Genomic DNA, 18,341 nt, shown 5'->3' with positions numbered 1-18,341 from the left:
CGGTGAGCTTCAAGATGCGGGTACTGGTGTGGTCGCGTTTGGTTCGCGTTCCTATGATGCGGCATCTGGTTCGTGGATGGCTCCTGACGCGTGGCCTGGGTTGCTGGTGCAGCCGCAGTCGTTGAACCGGTATGCGTATGTGCTGGGGGATCCGGTGACGTTTGTTGATGTGGGTGGGTTTGCTGCTTCAACGCCGAATGCGTCTGCGGCGGCGAATCATTATGACTACAGCGGCAGTGCATGGAAGCCGATCCTGAATCCGCCGTCAAAGGCGTCAGTGCCGAACATCTCGGGTGCAGCAAATCACTATGACTGGAACGGAACGGGTTGGCGGGCGGTGCTGACGCCGGAACTTGAATCGATGCGAGAGGCTCGGCATCCAGATTCTGCACGAACGTGTACCTCGTCCTCGGCGACTCCTGGATGTTACCCGGATGGTTTTCGAGATATGGACTTTTGGAAACAGCACACGAGTGATATTGGAGACCGTGTGGAAAGTTCGTGGAAACGGATGACAGATGGGTTTGAGATACCCTACGGGGTCTCATCAATCGCCGGAGGGTGTGCGCTTGTATGTCTAGGTGTTGACAGCAATTCAAATCTAGTGTTCGGGGTTGGCGTAGTCGTCGGAGGTGGTTCCTCCGTGGGCCTGTCAGCGGTGCAACCGAACCAATCTGCGCTCAATGTCACTTGCTCAGTTGGAGGAGTCTACTTTGGTTTTGCCGTTTCAACTTCACCATTCTTGAGCGGCCTTACCGGTGTGGTTGACGGGATCAAGGTTGGCTGCAGTGGGGGAATAACGATCCATTTTGTCAGTCAATGAGAGAAGGTACGGCTTATGATTTCCGGGATTATTTGGATGTGTATCGGAGTGCTGATTTTCCTATTAAGGCGACCACTATCGAGGTTTTATGCGCTGATGCATCGAGAGCTTCCGTTCGGTGTCACCTCATATGAGATGGCTTCGACCCCCAAGGTATTTGCGCGATCAGGCATCACGACATTTGTTATTGGAGTTCTCTTGCTTTTAAACGGACTCGGCATTATTGACTTGCCGATTAAGTCATAGTGGAGCTTCCCAGTGGAAAACTTCATGTGGGAGGAAACAATCTCGTGGTGAGAAAAAGTGTATTGGGAGATTTTTGGTCGGTTTGGCAGCCGCGATGAGTCTTCTGCTGCTCACTGGCTGTTCAAACATAACTGTGAGCTGCGGAGTAGGGGTAATCGGTGTAGCGTCCGGGCCAATTGGGACCTTCTACTTTCAAGCGCCAAACCATGCCAAAACTGCGCAGATAGTTGCGATTAACATTCAGAACGCTATCGGTCTTGGCGCGCAGAGCTATGGCACAGGAAGTGCAGCGGATTACCTTGCTGAAAAGGACAGTAAATGATGTTCTGGTCCAAACGCATGGATGCACGAAAGCACTACAAAAACCCTTTTTTAGGGGTGGGGGTTGCACTATTTCTTAGTAGCGGCGCTAGAGGTGTTATAGGAATAGAGAGAGCGTATCGAGAGTCATCCCCAAATGCAGAATTCCGATTGCACTTTGCAATATATGGAACTCTCGCGGCCCTTATTTTGGGTCCTCCATGTGCTTCGTTGCTGTGGTTGTATTACCGCACTAGAGTTGCGCGAGCTGTTCCGAATGCTCAGGTTTTCTCTATGTGTATTGGTCTTTCAGCATGGAATGACAATGTGTGTCATGCGCGCGACATGGTATTGCATCCGAACTATAACGGGCTCCAAGTTCTGGTGTTGGAAGAGTCGGTGCTCACAGTGCGCACGGGGGTTGCGAAGGATGTTGAGGCGAAAGTCACGATTCCCTACAGCGAGATTTCAAAAGTTGAAATAGTTAGGGTGAGTTCGGTAATGAGCACTGGGCCCGGGATCAGGCTCACTGTTGGGAGTGAGCGTTTTGAATTTCAACCGACCACGGTTTGGTTTGTGTGGCCATTTCATTTCACTGGTCGGGGCGTACATTCGTTTGCCGAGTTAGTTCGGGAAAAAGTGGCAGTGGCGAAGCAGCAAGAGCATGATGCGGTGTCGGGCCAAGAGAGGGGATGAGCTTCTGCTGAAAGGGGGGCGGTTCGAACGAGAGGTTGCATTGGTCGGCAGCTTCGAATGTACTCTGTTTGAACCGCAGAGTGTTGCTGGTTCGGGACTAATCGATCCACCGCGAACAACCGAACTTATGCCGGATCGAAAACTCTTGAATCCGAAGCGTGACGCGCAAATGTGTGCAGCTGACGGTGTCGCGTCGTATCTTGACGGGCGTGCGCTGCCGAATCTTGAGGGCGAAGACAAGTTCTGCGTGAAAACCGGCGATTACCTGAAACGAAGTTGAGATGATCGTTGGATTCGTATGGATTTTTGTATCAGTATTGCTTGCTGTTTTTCGGCGGGCGATTGCTAACACTATGTCCCGCGGTCATCGAGAATTTCGCAATGGGGAAAACTCGGAAGCGGAGATGCGCTCCACGCCAAGTTCAGTGTTGCTGACGGCATTATTGATTTTTATTACTGGTGTGCTTCTAGTTTTGCAAGCTACGGAAGTAATTGAATTCTCTTGGTTTTCGAAACTTAGTAAGAACATGGTCCTGTAGATGCTTCACACTCTTGAAGGCGCATATCCAGTGAGTTATGAAGAAAATTGGGCGACATGGACCCCAAAAGAAAGTACGTTGGTCGAGGGTCTCTATGACATGGTTTATGCCTCATGGGCATCAACTTTGTGAGGGAAACAGCTCCGGTGCATTTTCGGGTACCGCGCCAGGCTGCTCAGTGCTAGTAAGAATACCGACTGGCTGAAAATGTACATTAACCACTTAATCGGTGGAGGAGTATGGCTAGTAATCGCTGTAGTACTCTTTAGCTTTCGTAAACCGGTTGCAAAGTATTTCGCCAAGCGGCAAAGAGAGTCACTGGTGGGCTGGGTTGAGTCGTACGCTCCAAGATCGACACCGAGGATGATGGCACTTATTGCGATCCTATGTGCACTATCCGGTATTGCTCTGATTCTCAACGAGTTGGGGGTCATTGCACTCCCAAATCATTGATTGCTGGAAGTAAGTGGAATTTGGGTCTTTACTGACCGTTCAATCTAATGCTTCAGATTCCGCATGCTCGGGGATGTTCCATCGAAGTATTTAACTTGTCTAAAATTTTGGTCGCGTGCCAGGTATTTTCAATACTTTGATTCGTGCAGGAAGTTGATGTGCACCTGAGTAGCTGGATGGGTTTCTAATAGCCAAGAGCAACCTGGATAACTATCGGTAGGGCAATTGCTACAAACGCTAGTGCAGAAAATCCGCTAAGGCACAGTCCCGGAATGGCTAGTGGTTTCGAATATCGTATGCCAGCGATTCCAAATCCGATTCCGATGAGCGCAAAGCTGATGCCCCAAATAAAAACCAGGATGAATGCCATTGACAAGATGCCTGCAATAAGTGATATGGCCGCGGGCCAAATGCGCTTGAGCGTTTGCACTATCGTCGATGGTATTTGCATGCAGAAACGATATCGAAAGAGCACACTCAATCTCGTGCGTTAGGCTACCCAAGTTAGATGTAGTAGATACCCATTTTGTGTGTGGCTGATCGTTCCAATTCAATGGTCCACGGTCAAATTATCCAATTGCCGCAGAGCGACCCACGCTATTTGTGCTGGGGCAACCCGGCATTACACGGGCGCACGGGGTCTCTGAATCTGAGCACGCGAGTTATCGGTATGACTGGCGCAACATGCCAACTTAAGCCACTGACGAGGTGAGTAGCTCGAAGACCACGTACGACGGACTCGGTCGTCCGTTGTCTCGCGAAACCGAAACCAAATACAGCAGTGAGGCTGTCACGTCGTCGTTCTTTGGTGGCACGCAGCTCGGGTAGGTGTCGATTCTGAACGGTGCTTCGTCGAATGTGTGGGGTGTGTTCGGGCAGCTTGCCGGGATCGATGCAGAAGTAACTGGCGAAGCTAGGTGGCGTTGCTTGACCGGCCCGGGTCTGTCATAGACGAAGCTGGCTCCTGGCTTGCCTGCGGATTGCTCGCAGGCCCCCGAGCAACAGACTTAGTGCCGCATAAACAGCAGCATCAGCGCAACCGCAATGAATAGTGCACCAAATGTGTAGTTGATCCCACGCCTACCTTTTGCGGTGCGGGTAAGCCTGCGAAACGATCCAGCGGCGCCAGCGAACACAAACCACATCACCGCGACATCAATCACGATCATGGTCACGCTGACGATGAGGTACTGGGGGAGTTGCGGCTGATCTGGTCGCACAAATTGCGGCATAAAAGCGAGAAAAAAGACGATCGCCTTCGGGTTCAGAATATTCACCCAGAAGCCGCGGCGAAGCATCGCCCAAGCGCTTTCGTGTCGTGGGGTGTAGACCTCGCTATCGGCTTCATCGGCAGCATCTGTTTTGGCGAAGATCATTCGTACACCGAGATATGCCAGGTATGCGGCACCGACGTAACGCACGACATCGAAAATCACTGGGAACTTCGACACCATTAGGCCGACGCCCGCTGCGACCACCACGATGTACACGACCAGCGCGAGCTGCTGCCCAATGATGCCCCAGATAGAGCGACGCCAACCCTCGGCGAGAGAATTTGACATGGTGTTGATGGCGCCTGCGCCGGGCGTAAGACTAATTACGACGCAGGCCACCAACAACGAAACCCAGACAGAAGCTGTCACTTGCGTAGGCGCTCCGCGACGAAGTCGACGTCTTTGTCACCACGGCCCGAGAGGTTCGCGATCACAATGCTGTCTGCCGACAGGGTTGGTGCGAGCTTTACGACGTGCGCGATGGCATGTGAAGATTCGAGCGCGGGAATAATGCCCTCCGTGCGAGTGAGTAGCTGGAAAGCATTGAGTGCTTCTTCGTCGGTCACAGACACATATTCTGCTCGACCGAGCTGTTCCAAGTGGGCGTGCTGGGGCCCAACACCTGGGTAGTCGATTCCTGAGGCAATTGAGTGCACAGGCGCAGGTTCTCCATCTGCACCGAGCAAGACCTTGGTGCGCATGCCGTGAATATCGCCGACCGTGCCAAGCGTCATGGTCGCAGCGTGACGGTCCGAATCGAGACCCTCGCCCGCGGGCTCGACACCAATGATGCGCACCGACTCGTCTTCGAGGAACGCATCAAAGAGACCCATCGCGTTTGAGCCGCCACCGACACACGCGACGAGCGCATCGGGCAGACGGCCCTCTGCCTCAAGAATCTGCGCGCGAGCTTCGCGACCGACGACCGACTGGAAATCTCGCACCATTGAGGGGAACGGGTGTGGACCTACCACCGAACCGATTGCAAAAAGGTACTCGTCTGGTGATCCAGCGTAAACCTCGAACGCCGAGTCGACCGCTTCTTTGAGTGAGCGACCGCCGCGTTCAACGGGCACTACCTTTGCGCCGAGCAGCTCCATACGCACCACATTTGGGTGCTGCTTTTCAACGTCGATTGCGCCCATATGAATTTCGCACTCAAGACCAACAAGTGCCGCAGCTGTCGCAAGCGCCACACCGTGCTGACCCGCGCCGGTCTCGGCAATCACCTTGGTCTTGCCCATTCGTTTCGCAAGCAGCGCCTCGCCGAGCGTGTGGTTGATCTTGTGGGCGCCGGTGTGGTTGAGATCTTCGCGCTTCAGGTACACCTTCGCGCCACCGAGCTCGCGAGTGAGGTTTTCAGCGAAATAAAGCAGTGACGGGCGGCCAACATATTTGCTCAGCAGCGACTGAAGCTCTTCCTGAAACGAGGGATCATTCCGCGCGATTTCATATGCCGCAGCAACTTCTGCCATTGGCTCAACCAAAAACGGGGGCAATACTGCACCGCCGAACTCGCCAAAGTAACCTTCGGCGTTGGCGCGGTAGCGGGAAAGCTGGGTCTCGGTCATGAGTTCTCCTGTGTGTTTTGTCGCCACCCTGAGACAAAAAACACCGCCTCCGAGAGGCGGTGTCGATGAAAATGCAATCGAAAATGAACCGCCGTTAAGCGGTCCACCACTGATTCACGAAATGCATGAGGCGAGCATAGCATTAGCTTCAGCGACGAAGGAACTCAAAGTTGCTGCGAGAATAGAACGATGCGCATCGTCTTTGCTGGAACCCCAGAGTTTGCCGTACCCAGCCTTCACGCCCTCGTGAAGGCTGCTGGTGCCGCTGACCCGTCACACGACGTCACAAATCTTGAGGTCGTTGGTGTGATTACCCGCGAAGACGCACCGCTTGGTCGCAAGCGTGTGCTCACGCCCTCGCCCGTGGCCCAAGCGGCAGCAGAACTCGGTTTGCCGGTTTTCAAGGCGAACAAGCTTGACGAGAACGCGACAGAGTGGGTGCGCGAACTTGGTGCTGATCTGGGTGTCATCGTCGCCTACGGTGGCCTCGTACGTGAACCTCTGCTCTCCCTGCCACATCGCGGGTGGATCAATCTGCACTTCAGCACGCTGCCGAACTGGCGCGGTGCGGCACCTGTGCAGCGCGCACTGATGGCAGGCGAGCAAGAACTCGGTGTGACAGTGTTTCGCCTGGTTGCGGCGCTTGACGCAGGCGCGGTGCTCACCCGCGACCAAAAGAGCTTCACGCCGGGCACAAGTGCCGGCGAAGCGCTCACCGAACTTGCAAGCTTCGGCACGGACGCTTTGCTTGGCGCGGTGCAGGCACTCGCGAGCGACGCAGATGCTGGCGATGAACAACAGGGGGAGCCAAGCTACGCGCACAAGCTCGGACGTGAAGATGGCAAGATCGACCTCACCCTGCCTACCGCGTCAGTGCTTGCGCACTGGGCAGGGGTGACGCCAGAGCCGGGGGCGTATGTGCTGTGCGAAGATCAGCCACTCAAACTGCATAAGATTTCGACGGTGGATGAGGCGGCGGAACCGTCGGATCGTCTTGCCGGTACCGTGCAGATGCGCGAAGGCAAAGCGATCCTCGACCTTGTAGACGGCGCCCTTGAACTTGAACGAGTACAGCCCGCTGGTAAGGCAGCTATGAATGGCGCCGACTGGTTACGTGGTCGCGGGGGATCGGTGGTGCTCTCATGAGCCCCCGTATTTCACCAGCGCGCCTCGTTGCATACGATGTCTTGCGTGACGTAGATGAACGCGATGCTTATGCAAACCTTGCGTTGCCTGCACGTATTCGCGAAGCAAAACTTGATTCGCGCGATGCCGGACTCGCCACCGAGCTGGTTGCCGGCACATTGCGTGGCCGGGGCCGATACGATCGCATCATCGAGCTGGCTTCCGGCCGCAGCATCGACAAAGTGGATCAGCGCACACTGCGTGTGCTGAGACTTGGTGCGCATCAGTTGCTCTCGATGCGCACCGCCGCGCACGCTGCCGTAAATGAGAGCGTCGAACTGCAACGCAAGGTGGCGAATCCAGCTGCTGCCGGTTTCGTGAACGGTGTGCTTCGTTCGATTGGCCGCACCAGCAACGAAGAGTGGAATGCGCGTATCGAAGACGAAGCGAAAAACGCTGATGCAGCTCTTGCCGTGCGCACCTCGCATCCCGCTTGGGTGCTGCGCGCGCTCCGTGACTCCTTGCGAGCTGAGGGTCGAGAGCATGAACTTGTAGAACTGCTTGAGGCCGACAACGTACCGCCACGGGTGAGCCTTGCACTGCTTCCCGGCGCTGCGATCGATGTTGAAACGGCGGCGGTGCTCGGCAGCGACCCCGAACGTGGTGTTCAGCTTGAAGCGCTCGGTGCCTCGCCTCTCGGTCTCGAACTTGAGGGTGGCGACCCCGCGAAGGCCATTGGTGCAATCGATGAGCCAGACGGATTCGTCCGTGTGCAGGATCAGGGATCGCAACTGGCGGCGCTCGCACTCACGCGATCTCGCGAGGTGCGCAGCGGCGAAAAATGGCTTGACCTTTGCGCGGGCCCCGGCGGAAAAACCGCCCTGCTCGGCGCAGAAGCTGCACTCGGTGGTGCATCGGTGCGGGCGAATGAGGTGTCAGAGCACCGCGCAGAGTTGGTGCGCCGCTCGGTCGTCGCCGTGGCAGACCATGTAGAGGTTGTTTCGCACGATGGACGCGATGCTGGTGCCTACGGTGGTGAGAGTTTTGACCGGATCTTGGTTGATGCGCCTTGCTCTGGGCTTGGTGCGCTGCGCCGCAGGCCTGAGGCTCGCTGGCGCAAGCAGCCAACCGATCTGCCTGTTCTCACCGCGTTGCAAGCTGAGTTGCTTGAGGCTGCGGTGGATCACCTTGCACCGGGCGGTGTGCTCGCGTACGTTACCTGTTCGCCGCATCGGGCTGAGACCCGCGTCGTGCTTGATGGGCTGCTGAAGAACCACCCTGATTTGCGTGAACTTGATGCGAAATCAGTGCTGAATGAGGTTGCTCGTGAGCCACTCGATCTTGCGGGGCAGAGCTTGAGCGCTCAGCTTTGGCCGCACCGCAATGGCACCGACGCAATGTTTATTGCGCTGGTCGAACGTCGCGCCTGAATGCCGCGAGAGTCACTCCCAGATGCTCGGAGCTTCGGCGCGAGTTGACGGTAGGCGGCTTGCCTGACCCCAAGCCAGAATCGCTTCCGGCACCGAAAACATTGCCGGGTCAGCGCCCATCTTCTCGATGATCTCGTCTGGGTAAACCACGCCGCCCGACTTTTTCAGGATGCGTCCACGCACGTATGCCTGGGCGTAAATCTCAAATTCGCCATTGGCGTCTGGTCGCACAAAGCGCTGCTCCATGTATACGGCCTGATCATCAAAACCGATGATTTTCGACTCGATCCAGAAACGCATCCAGGGGTTGAGCGACTTTCGATACGAGATGGTCTGACCCACAACGACCGGGTACCAATCCTGCTCTTTAAAAACTTTGAGAGTGCCATTTCGCTGGATCATGTCATAACGGCCGACATCCATGACCGACAGGTACTTGCCATTGTTCATATGGTTGAGAACGTCGAGGTCAGTTGGCCATACGCGGAAGCGTGATCGGGAAACCTCGTCGTATCCGAGGCGGGGTCCGCGCGGGGCAACAAACCAGAGGTGGCTCAGCGTACGAAAGATCATGTGCATAGCTATCGACCCTATTGGGCGTCAGCTTTTGCCCGCTCATCTTTTGTTGAAGTCGTGCAAACGGCGATCCGCTGGGTCGCTTTTGCTGCTGTACCCATCATGACCAGTGTTAGCAGGTGTAGGATAGACCGGCGCTCGTTGGGCGCTTGATCCTTTTTTCTACCCGAACCGGAGTAACACCGCATGGCAACCTCGAACGACATCAAGAACGGCACCGTCATTAAAGAAGCCGGTCAGCTCTGGAGCGTGGTTGAGTTCCAGCACGTGAAGCCAGGCAAGGGCGGTGCGTTTGTTCGCACCAAGCAGAAGAACGTTGTGTCGGGCAAGATCATCGACAAAACCTACAACGCTGGCGCAAAGATTGAGACCGCTCTGGTTGATCGCCGCGATTTCCAGTACCTCTACCAGGACGGCGCTGACTTTGTCTTTATGGACAAGTCGGACTACGACCAGCTGACTGTTTCGGGCACCGTCGTTGGCGATGCTTCGAAGTTCATGCTTGAAAACCTTGACGTTCAGATCGCTCTGCACGAGGGCGAGCCACTCTACATTGAGCTGCCAGCATCGGTAGTGCTCGAAATCACCTACACCGAGCCAGGCCTGCAGGGCGACCGCTCGACCGGCGGCACCAAGCCTGCAACCGTTGAGACCGGTGCAGAGATCCAGGTTCCGCTGTTCCTCGAGACCGGCACCAAGGTAAAGGTCGATACCCGCACGGGTGACTACCTCGGCCGCGTAAACGACTGATCCCAGTTGTCAGCTCGTACTAAGGCGCGCAAGCGTGCGCTAGACATGCTCTTCCAGGCAGATGTTCGTAACGAATCTCTGGCTGCGATTGTTGCCGCTGAAGCGAAACGTGCGGCGGGCGAACCCGACCGCGCAGCTTCGTGGCTGTATGCTCGCGAAATCGTTGACGGTGTCGTTGATCACCAAGACGAGATTGATGAGCTCATCTCAAGCTATGCGCAGGGTTGGACTATTGAGCGTATGCCCAATGTTGACCGTGCAGTGCTGCGTCTCGCTTCGTGGGAGATGCTGTACAACCCGGAGGTTCCTCCGGCAGTGGCGATCGACGAGGCTATTGAACTCGCGAAGTTGTACTCGACTGACGACAGCGCACGTTTTGTGAACGGTGTGCTCGGTAAGATTTCTCAGCACGCCGAGTAATTGGCGCGCTGGATCTGACAAAGACCCTCGCAGGTTTCGACCTGTGAGGGTCTTTGTATGATTGCTTCGAAATCTGTTGCGAAGCGGTCGCAAACACGGCGGACAATGGTGTGCAAAGGCCGCCCAGAATTTGTGTAGACTTAAGGCATTAACAGCAATCCTTTAACAGCGTCCCGTGAGGCGCAGAAGGGGGGCGGTGAAATGGCAGCGCATACGGTCCTTGAGGGCGCCGAAATTGCGCGGGCACTCACCCGCATCTCGCATGAAATCATCGAGACCAATAAGGGCGCAGAAGATCTCGTTCTCGTGGGCATTCCGACTCGCGGCGTAGCACTGGCCCATCGCATTGCAGAAGCAATCGAACGTATCGAAGGAACCGTGGTTCCCGTCGGCCAACTCGACGTGACCATGTATCGCGACGATCTTGCCCAAAATCCAACCCGTGTGCCGCAGCCCACTGACATGCCACCGAGCATTGATGGTGCAACCGTGGTCCTCGTTGACGATGTGCTCTATTCGGGTCGCACCGTGCGCGCCGCTCTCGACGCGCTGAACGACCACGGGCGGCCAAAGGCGGTGCGGCTCGCAGCACTGATCGACCGCGGGCACCGTGAACTGCCGATTCGGGCAGACTTCATTGGCAAGAACCTGCCGAGTTCCAAACACGAGCGCATCTCAGTTCGACTCCTCGAACACGACGGAGTTGACGAGGTGACCATCTCATGAGGCATTTGCTCGATACCCGCACACTCGCAAAAGACGAGGCGCTGTTGATCCTCGACACCGCTGAAGATATGGCTGCCACCCAGCAGCGCGAGGTGAAGAAGCTGCCAACTCTGCGTGGCAAAACCGTAGTGAACCTTTTCTACGAAGACAGCACACGCACTCGCATTAGCTTTGAGGCCGCTGCTAAGCGTCTCAGCGCTGACGTGATCAACTTCAGCGCGAAGGGCTCATCGGTAAGCAAGGGCGAGTCGCTCAAAGACACCGCGCAGACGCTGCAGGCCATTGGCGCCGACGGTGTTGTGATTCGCCATCCGGCAAGCGGAGCACCATCTCGACTGGCCAGTAGCGGCTGGATCGATGCGGGCGTGCTGAACGCCGGTGACGGTACCCACGAACACCCGACTCAGGCGCTGCTTGATGCCTTCACCATGCGTCGCAGACTCTTCGGCGAGGCAAGCCGTGGCCGCGACCTCAACGGCATCTCGGTCGTCATCGTTGGCGACCTGGCGCACTCGCGAGTTGCACGCTCAAACCTTTGGCTGCTCACAACGCTCGGGGCGAACGTTACCTTCGTTGCACCCGAGACCCTGCAGCCTTACGGCTCGCGCGAGTGGCCCGTCACGGTGCGCCACTCACTCGATGAGGCGATTCGCGAAGATCAGCCAGATGTTGTGATGATGCTCCGGATTCAGAGTGAACGCATGCACGCGGCATATTTTCCGAACGAGCGCGAGTACGCTCGTAACTGGGGACTCGACGATGTGCGCCTAGGTTCGTTGCCTGAGCACGCGCTCATCATGCACCCAGGCCCCATGAATCGTGGACTTGAAATTTCTTCGGCTGCCGCAGATAGCGAGCGGTCGACCGTGCTTGAGCAGGTTGCCAACGGCGTGTCCGTTCGCATGGCCGCACTGTATTTGTTGCTTTCAGGAGAGAAAGAGGTCGCCTCGTGACGAACCAAGATCTGCTCATTCGAGGGGCGCGGATCGCCGCTGACCTGAAAGAACGAGGCGCAAACCCGGCATCTGTAGCCGCGGTCGACCTGCGTGTCTCTCACGGTCGTATCGTCGAGCGCGCCGCTGCGGGCAGCCTCACGCCAAACGAGGGTGATCGCGTTATCGAGGCCGATGGCATGATCGCCATGACCGGCCTGGTTGATTTGCACACGCATCTGCGCGAGCCGGGCTTTGAACGCAGCGAGACAGTGCTTACCGGCACTCGGGCCGCTGCTGCGGGTGGCTTCACCACGGTGTTTCCGATGGCCAACACCTCACCGGTGCAAGATACTGCCGGTGTTGTTGAGCAGGTGCAGTCGCTCGGCGACGCCGCGGGTTACGCCACGGTTCGACCGATTGGCGCGGTAACCGAAGATTTGGCAGGGGAGCGACTCAGCGAGATTGGCGCTATGGCGCAGTCGCGCGCTGCCGTTCGCGTCTTCAGCGATGACGGCAAGTGTGTGCATGATCCGCTTCTGATGCGTCGCGCACTCGAATACGTAAAAACCTTTGACGGCGTTGTTGCGCAGCATGCGCAGGATCCTCGCCTCACCGAGGGTTCACAGATGAACGAGGGTGCGCTCTCAAGCGAACTCGGGCTGAAGGGCTGGCCAGCAGTCGCTGAAGAGTCGATCATTGCTCGTGACGTATTGCTCGCTGAACATATTGGTGCGCGCCTGCATATCTGCCATCTTTCGACCGCTGGTTCGGTTGAGGTAGTGCGCTGGGCCAAGGCTCGGGGCGTGCAAGTTACCGCCGAGGTCACGCCGCACCACCTGATTCTCACCGAAGAAACGGCGCGCAGTTATGACCCGCGTTACAAGGTCAACCCGCCGCTTCGTCGTGAAGAAGATGTGCGCGCGCTGCGCGCTGCCGTAGCAGAGGGTGTAATCGACATCATCGCAACCGATCACGCGCCACACCCCGCTGAAGCGAAAGAATGCGAGTGGGATGCCGCGGCTTTTGGCATGGTGGGTCTCGAGTCTGCGCTCCCAATCTCGATTCTGTCGCTGATCCGTGAGGGTCACGCGAGCTGGGCAGAGCTTGAGCAGCTGATTTCGCAGAAGCCTGCTGAGATTGGGCGTCTTGAGGGGCATCCGACCGCACTTGAGGTTGGTCAGGTCGCTGATATCGCCCTGGTCGATCCAGAGAGCTCGAGCGTGTTCGGTTTTGAGCACCTCAAGGGCATGAGCAAAAATTCCCCGTTCCTCGAGATGGAGTTGCCTGGACGCGTCGCCTATACGGTGCGCAAGGGTTACCTCACGCTCGATAACGGAGATTTGGTAGAGCCTGCCGCAGTCGCGGCAGCAGCAAAGAACGCGGAGGCCGCACAGTGAGTCGCTCACTATTCGCACTGCTCGTAATCGCTGTCGTAGTTATCGCCCTGCTGGCCATGTGGCTCGGCTGGCGCGCCCGACTCCGACGTGATTCACAAGTGCGAACCTCAGCTATCGCCCCGATCGGCGAGCTGATTGCAGAGTTCACTCGAGTGCTTTACGTTTCGACCACCCCGATTGGTGAGCCGCTGAGCCGGGTCGCAGTGCCAGGTCTGCGCTACCGGGGCCAGGCCGAGGTCTCGGTGTTCAGCGACGGTGTCACGATTGCTGTAGCAGGCGAAGAGCCAACCCACATTGCGCTGGCTCAGGTACAGGGCGTGGGATCCGCTGGTCGCCGAGTCGGCAAAGCCGTGGAGAGCGAGGGGCTTGCCCTCTTGCAGTGGCAACCAGTGGCAGCCGAGGCTGCCGAGGGTGAAGTCACCGCCAACGAGAGTGCCGCGGCACTCGAATCTAGTTTCCGCTTCGAAAGCAAAGCTGAACAGCGACGCTTTGCCGAAGCGATTCAAAACATCACACACTCAGCGGCGGAAGAATCCGCCGTATCGACCGCTACTTCGCAGGAGGACGCGAAATGACATCGACCGCCCCGATTGCCCCACCCGCTAGCGCGGTACCACAGGGCCCAGCAGTACTCGTGCTTGAGGACGGCAAGCGATACGAAGGTCGCGCTTACGGCGCCACCGGCCACACGCTTGGCGAGGTTGTGTTCTCAACCGGCATGACCGGTTACCAGGAGACCCTGACCGATCCCTCGTACGCGGGCCAGATCGTATTGATGACTGCGCCACACATTGGAAACACCGGTGTCAACAACATCGACATGGAATCGCGCAAGATCTGGGTATCGGGCTTCATCGTGCGCGACCCTGCACGCCGAGTTTCAAACTTCCGTGCAGAGCGCTCGCTTGACGAAGACCTCAACTCAGACGGTGTTGTTGGTATCTCGGGGGTAGACACCCGTGCGATCACCCGCGTAATTCGCTCGGCTGGCGCAATGCGCGCCGGTGTGTTCTCGGGTGCCGACTACGAACTGAGCGTCGATGAGCAGTTGAAGCTCGTTCGCGAGCAGGAGAGCATGGAAGGTAAAAACCTTTCGGCTGCGGTGACCACCCTGGAGCGGTATGAGGTGCCTGTTGCCGCAGGTGTTGAACGCCTCGGAACCATCGCAGTGCTCGACCTCGGTATCAAGCGCGCCACCGTGCAGTACCTTTCAGAGCATGGCTTCGACGTAGTTGTGCTGCCAGCTTCGACCACGCTTGCGCAAATGCGCGAACTCGCACCAGACGCGCTGTTCTTCTCGAACGGCCCTGGCGATCCAGCGGCCTCGGATGAGCAGGTCGAGTTGCTGCGTGAAATGCTGCGCGACGGAGTGCCATATTTCGGTATCTGCTTCGGCAATCAGCTGCTCGGCCGCGCACTCGGCTTCAGCACCTACAAGCTGCCTTTCGGTCACCGCGGGATCAACCAGCCGGTGCTCGACAAGCGCACCGGTCGCGTAGAAATTACGGCTCAGAACCACGGCTTCGCAGTTGATTTGCCAATCGAGGGTGAGCATGATTCACCTGCCGGTCTCGGCCGTGTTCAGGTGAGCCATTACAGCTTGAACGATCAGGTTGTTGAGGGTCTTGAGTGCCTCGATATCGCCGCGTTCTCAGTGCAGTACCACCCCGAGGCAGCAGCAGGCCCGCACGATGCCTTCTACCTCTTTGATCGTTTCCGTCAGCTCGTGAAGAACCGCGCCGCAGCAGAGTCTGGCGCGAAGGAGAACAACTAATGCCAAAGCGCCAAGACATTAACTCAGTCCTCGTTATCGGCTCAGGCCCGATCGTTATCGGTCAGGCATGTGAGTTCGACTACTCGGGTACCCAAGCCTGCCGTGTGCTGCGCGAAGAGGGTGTGCGAGTGATCCTTGTCAACTCGAACCCGGCCACGATCATGACCGACCCTGACTTCGCAGACGCGACCTACATCGAGCCAATCACTCCCGAGGTCATTGAGTCGATCATCGCGAAAGAAAAGCCAGACGCAATTCTGCCAACTCTCGGTGGCCAGACCGCTCTGAACGCTGCGATGGCACTGCACGAGCAGGGCATTCTTGAGAAGTACAACGTTGAGCTGATCGGTGCGAAGGTCGACGCGATTCGACGCGGCGAGGATCGCCAGATCTTCAAGGATCTTGTGCTCGAAGCAGGTGCTGATGTTGCGCGCTCGCACATTGCGCAGACCCTCGAAGAAGCGAAGGAATTCGCGAAAGACCTCGGTTACCCACTCGTCGTGCGCCCATCATTCACGATGGGTGGCCTCGGCTCGGGCTTCGCTTACACCGAAGAAGACCTGGTGCGTATCGCTGGCGACGGCTTGCACTACAGCCCTACTACCGAGGTTCTGCTTGAAGAGTCGATCCTGGGCTGGAAGGAGTATGAGCTTGAGCTTATGCGCGACACCAGCGACAACACCGTTGTGGTGTGCTCGATTGAAAACGTTGACGCCGTTGGCGTACACACTGGTGACTCGATCACCGTCGCTCCAGCACTGACTCTCACCGACCGTGAGTTCCAGAAGCTGCGCGATATCTCGATCGACATTATTCGTTCGGTTGGCGTAGACACCGGTGGCTGCAACATTCAGTTCGCTGTTGATCCAGTAACCGGTCGCGTCATCGTGATCGAGATGAACCCACGTGTATCGCGTTCATCGGCACTCGCTTCGAAGGCAACGGGCTTCCCGATCGCGAAGATCGCCGCGAAGCTCGCGATTGGTTACCGCCTCGACGAGATTCCAAACGACATCACCCAGAAGACTCCAGCAAGCTTTGAGCCAACCATCGACTATGTCGTGGTGAAGGCACCTCGCTTCGCGTTCGAGAAGTTTCCTGCCGCAGATGACACCCTCACCACCACCATGAAGTCGGTGGGTGAGGCAATGGCTATCGGCCGTAACTTCACTACCGCAATGCAGAAGGCCCTGCGCTCGCTCGAAAAGCGCGGCACTTCGTTCCACTGGGGTGAGGAGACTCGCTCGGTTGAAGAACTGCTTGAGACCATCAAGCGCCCAACCGACGGTCGCATCGTCGACGTGCAGCAGGCGCTTCGCCTCGGCGCAACCGTTGAACAGGTATTTGAATCAACAGCTATCGATCCTTGGTTCCTCGATCAGTTCCAGCTGATCAACGAGGTAGCTGAGCGGATCGCGGCAGCCCCACAGCTCACCCTCGAGGTGCTGCGTGAGGCGAAGGATCATGGATTCAGTGACGCTCAGATCTCTTCGATTCGCGGAGTTTCTGAGTCGGAGATTCGTGGCCTGCGCCACGGGCTCGGTCTGCGTCCGATCTACAAGACGGTCGACACCTGCGCTGGCGAGTTCCCGGCACTCACCCCGTACCACTACTCGTCGTACGACTTCGAGACCGAGGTGCAGCCAAGCGACCGCAAGAAGATCGTGATTCTGGGTTCTGGCCCGAACCGTATCGGTCAGGGTGTTGAGTTTGATTACTCGTGCGTGCACGCCTCTTTCGCTCTGAGCGAGGCCGGCTACGAGACCATCATGATCAACTGCAACCCAGAGACTGTGTCGACTGACTACGACACCTCGGATCGTCTCTACTTCGAGCCATTGACGCTCGAAGATGTGCTTGAGGTCATTCACGCTGAGCAGGCATCAGGTGAGCTGCTAGGTGTTGTTGTTCAGCTCGGCGGCCAGACCGCTCTCGGGCTGGCACAGCCGCTGAAAGATGCTGGCATCCCGATCCTCGGCACCACTCCAGAAGCAATTGACCTTGCCGAAGAGCGTGGCGCGTTCTCGCAGATCCTTGAGCGTGCCGGCCTTTCGGCACCGCGCAACGGTACCGCAATTGATGAAGAGGGCGCAGTGCGTATCGCCGAGGAAATCGGCTACCCAGTGCTCGTTCGCCCATCGTTCGTGCTCGGTGGCCGTGGTATGGAAATTGTTTACGATACCGAATCACTGCACGGTTACTTTGAGCGCATTGAAGGTCACGCGCTGGTTGGTCCAGGCCACCCACTGCTGGTAGACCGGTTCCTCGACGATGCAATTGAAATCGATGTTGACGCTCTCTACGACGGCGAGCAGCTGTACGTTGGCGGCATCATGGAGCACATTGAAGAAGCAGGTGTGCACTCGGGTGACTCAAGCTGCACACTGCCTCCGGTCACCCTCGGCCACGACCAGATCGCTCAGGTACGTGAGGCAACTCTTGGCATTGCCGAGGGCATCGGCGTGCGCGGTCTGCTGAACGTTCAGTTCGCGATCGGTCAGGGTGTGCTCTACGTTCTTGAGGCAAACCCACGTGCGTCGCGTACCGTGCCATTCGTGGCGAAGGCGCTCGGGATCCCTGTCGCCAAGGCAGCCTCGCGCATTATGGCTGGCGAGACGATCCAACAGTTGATCGACTCGGGCTTCTTGCCAGAGCGTGACGGCTCACGCGTGCCAACCGACGCGCCAATCGCTGTGAAGGAAGCGGTACTTCCGTTTAAGCGCTTCCGCACCCACGAGGGTCTTGTGGTTGATTCGCTGCTCGGCCCAGAAATGCGCTCGACCGGAGAGGTCATGGGCATGGATCGCGACTTCCCGCGCGCATTCGCAAAGAGCCAGTCTGCTGCCGGCAGTGCTCTGCCGAAGTCGGGCACCGTGTTCCTCTCGGTTGCAGACCGTGACAAGCGCTCGATTGTGCTGCCTGCCCAGCGCTTGCAGGAGCTCGGCTACAAGCTCGTGGCAACTCAGGGCACCCAGGTGGTGCTGGCGCGCAATGGTATTGAGAGCGAAGCAGTGCGCAAGCACTCGGCACATGCTGAGGGCGAGAGCATCGTTGATCTGATTAACAACGGCGAGATCGACATGATCGTGAACACTCCGTCGGGCTCGTCGGCTCGTGCAGACGGTTACGAGATTCGTGCGGCTGCTGTTGCGGCGGACAAGCCAATCTTCACCACCGTAAGCGAACTCTCGGCTGCCGTCGGTGCTCTTTCGGCTCAGGTTGACGTGTTCGACGTGAAGTCGCTGCAGGAGTACCAGGCCGATCGTGACGCGGTCCTGGCCGCCTCGAACGCGGCAGCGAACTAGG

18 protein-coding genes are annotated in these 18,341 nt (G+C 57.4%); 14 read left to right on the top strand and 4 right to left on the bottom strand.

The features are described from left to right. The 4 genes from QBL02_RS13400 to QBL02_RS13385 all read left to right on the top strand — a co-directional run. A partial coding sequence (locus tag QBL02_RS13400; protein WP_282726925.1) for an RHS repeat-associated core domain-containing protein occupies positions 1–823 on the top strand: 823 nt, incomplete at its 5' end. Between the two features lie 96 nt (positions 824–919). Next, the gene (locus QBL02_RS13395; RefSeq protein WP_282726924.1) at positions 920–1,069 is read left to right on the top strand and encodes a hypothetical protein; all 150 of its coding nucleotides are present in this window, start codon (positions 920–922) and stop codon (positions 1,067–1,069) included. Positions 1,070–1,663: 594 nt separating this feature from the next. After that, positions 1,664–2,065 (top strand): hypothetical protein, encoded by a 402-nt coding sequence (locus tag QBL02_RS13390; RefSeq protein ID WP_282726923.1) that lies wholly within the window; start codon positions 1,664–1,666, stop codon positions 2,063–2,065. A 127-nt stretch (positions 2,066–2,192) separates the two neighbouring features. Beyond that, on the top strand, positions 2,193–2,345 hold the full coding sequence (locus QBL02_RS13385) for a hypothetical protein (RefSeq protein WP_282726922.1): 153 nt from the start codon (positions 2,193–2,195) through the stop codon (positions 2,343–2,345). A 1,404-nt stretch (positions 2,346–3,749) separates the two neighbouring features. Here QBL02_RS13385 and QBL02_RS13380 read toward each other — a convergent pair. The 3 genes from QBL02_RS13380 to trpB all read right to left on the bottom strand — a co-directional run bounded on the left by QBL02_RS13380 (position 3,750) and on the right by trpB (position 5,902). Beyond that, positions 3,750–3,872, bottom strand: coding sequence for a hypothetical protein (locus QBL02_RS13380; protein WP_282726921.1), 123 nt, complete (start codon positions 3,870–3,872; stop codon positions 3,750–3,752). A 192-nt stretch (positions 3,873–4,064) separates the two neighbouring features. Next, a complete protein-coding gene (locus tag QBL02_RS13375) occupies positions 4,065–4,700 on the bottom strand; it encodes a LysE family transporter (protein ID WP_282726920.1) in 636 nt (211 codons plus the stop codon). Beyond that, a complete protein-coding gene (gene trpB / locus QBL02_RS13370; RefSeq protein WP_282726919.1) occupies positions 4,697–5,902 on the bottom strand; it encodes a tryptophan synthase subunit beta in 1,206 nt (401 codons plus the stop codon). The genes QBL02_RS13375 and trpB overlap by 4 nt, the downstream gene beginning before the upstream one ends. Before the next feature lie 189 nt (positions 5,903–6,091). On the opposite strand from trpB, the gene fmt reads away from it, so the two are divergent. Further along, the gene (gene fmt, locus QBL02_RS13365) at positions 6,092–7,048 is read left to right on the top strand and encodes a methionyl-tRNA formyltransferase (RefSeq protein ID WP_282726918.1); all 957 of its coding nucleotides are present in this window, start codon (positions 6,092–6,094) and stop codon (positions 7,046–7,048) included. Further along, positions 7,045–8,457: a transcription antitermination factor NusB gene (locus QBL02_RS13360; RefSeq protein WP_282726917.1), complete on the top strand. Its 1,413-nt coding sequence runs from the start codon at positions 7,045–7,047 to the stop codon at positions 8,455–8,457. Before fmt ends, QBL02_RS13360 begins: the two co-directional genes overlap by 4 nt. 12 nt (positions 8,458–8,469) lie before the next feature. Here QBL02_RS13360 and QBL02_RS13355 read toward each other — a convergent pair whose 3' ends face one another. Beyond that, a complete protein-coding gene (locus QBL02_RS13355) occupies positions 8,470–9,030 on the bottom strand; it encodes a thioesterase family protein (protein WP_282726916.1) in 561 nt (186 codons plus the stop codon). Between the two features lie 189 nt (positions 9,031–9,219). Here QBL02_RS13355 and efp point away from each other — a divergent pair, with 189 nt between their 5' ends. From efp to carB, 8 genes are all read left to right on the top strand, one after another. Beyond that, positions 9,220–9,783 carry an elongation factor P gene (efp, locus tag QBL02_RS13350; protein ID WP_282726915.1) on the top strand — a complete coding sequence of 188 codons (564 nt, stop codon included), beginning with the start codon at positions 9,220–9,222 and terminating at the stop codon, positions 9,781–9,783. A 6-nt stretch (positions 9,784–9,789) separates the two neighbouring features. Further along, a complete protein-coding gene (gene nusB, locus QBL02_RS13345; protein WP_282726914.1) occupies positions 9,790–10,203 on the top strand; it encodes a transcription antitermination factor NusB in 414 nt (137 codons plus the stop codon). A 201-nt stretch (positions 10,204–10,404) separates the two neighbouring features. Further along, complete coding sequence (gene pyrR, locus QBL02_RS13340; RefSeq protein WP_282726913.1) at positions 10,405–10,929, top strand: bifunctional pyr operon transcriptional regulator/uracil phosphoribosyltransferase PyrR; 525 nt, start codon at positions 10,405–10,407, stop codon at positions 10,927–10,929. Continuing rightward, positions 10,926–11,882, top strand: coding sequence for an aspartate carbamoyltransferase catalytic subunit (locus tag QBL02_RS13335; RefSeq protein WP_282726912.1), 957 nt, complete (start codon positions 10,926–10,928; stop codon positions 11,880–11,882). Before pyrR ends, QBL02_RS13335 begins: the two co-directional genes overlap by 4 nt. Next, positions 11,879–13,261: a dihydroorotase gene (locus tag QBL02_RS13330; RefSeq protein ID WP_282726911.1), complete on the top strand. Its 1,383-nt coding sequence runs from the start codon at positions 11,879–11,881 to the stop codon at positions 13,259–13,261. The genes QBL02_RS13335 and QBL02_RS13330 overlap by 4 nt, the downstream gene beginning before the upstream one ends. Beyond that, a complete protein-coding gene (locus QBL02_RS13325) occupies positions 13,258–13,836 on the top strand; it encodes a hypothetical protein (RefSeq protein ID WP_282726910.1) in 579 nt (192 codons plus the stop codon). Before QBL02_RS13330 ends, QBL02_RS13325 begins: the two co-directional genes overlap by 4 nt. Then, a complete protein-coding gene (gene carA, locus QBL02_RS13320; RefSeq protein ID WP_282726909.1) occupies positions 13,833–15,035 on the top strand; it encodes a glutamine-hydrolyzing carbamoyl-phosphate synthase small subunit in 1,203 nt (400 codons plus the stop codon). The genes QBL02_RS13325 and carA overlap by 4 nt, the downstream gene beginning before the upstream one ends. Next, entirely contained in the window at positions 15,035–18,340 is a 3,306-nt protein-coding gene (gene carB / locus QBL02_RS13315) for a carbamoyl-phosphate synthase large subunit (RefSeq protein WP_282726908.1), read from the top strand. The genes carA and carB overlap by 1 nt, the downstream gene beginning before the upstream one ends. Position 18,341: the final 1 nt, after the last annotated feature.

The organism is Leucobacter sp. UT-8R-CII-1-4 (assembly GCF_030010235.1).
In the GTDB taxonomy this organism is placed as follows: domain Bacteria; phylum Actinomycetota; class Actinomycetes; order Actinomycetales; family Microbacteriaceae; genus Leucobacter.
The sequence above is the reverse complement of the archived record's forward strand: the minus strand, read 5'-3'. Positions and strand labels throughout refer to the sequence as shown.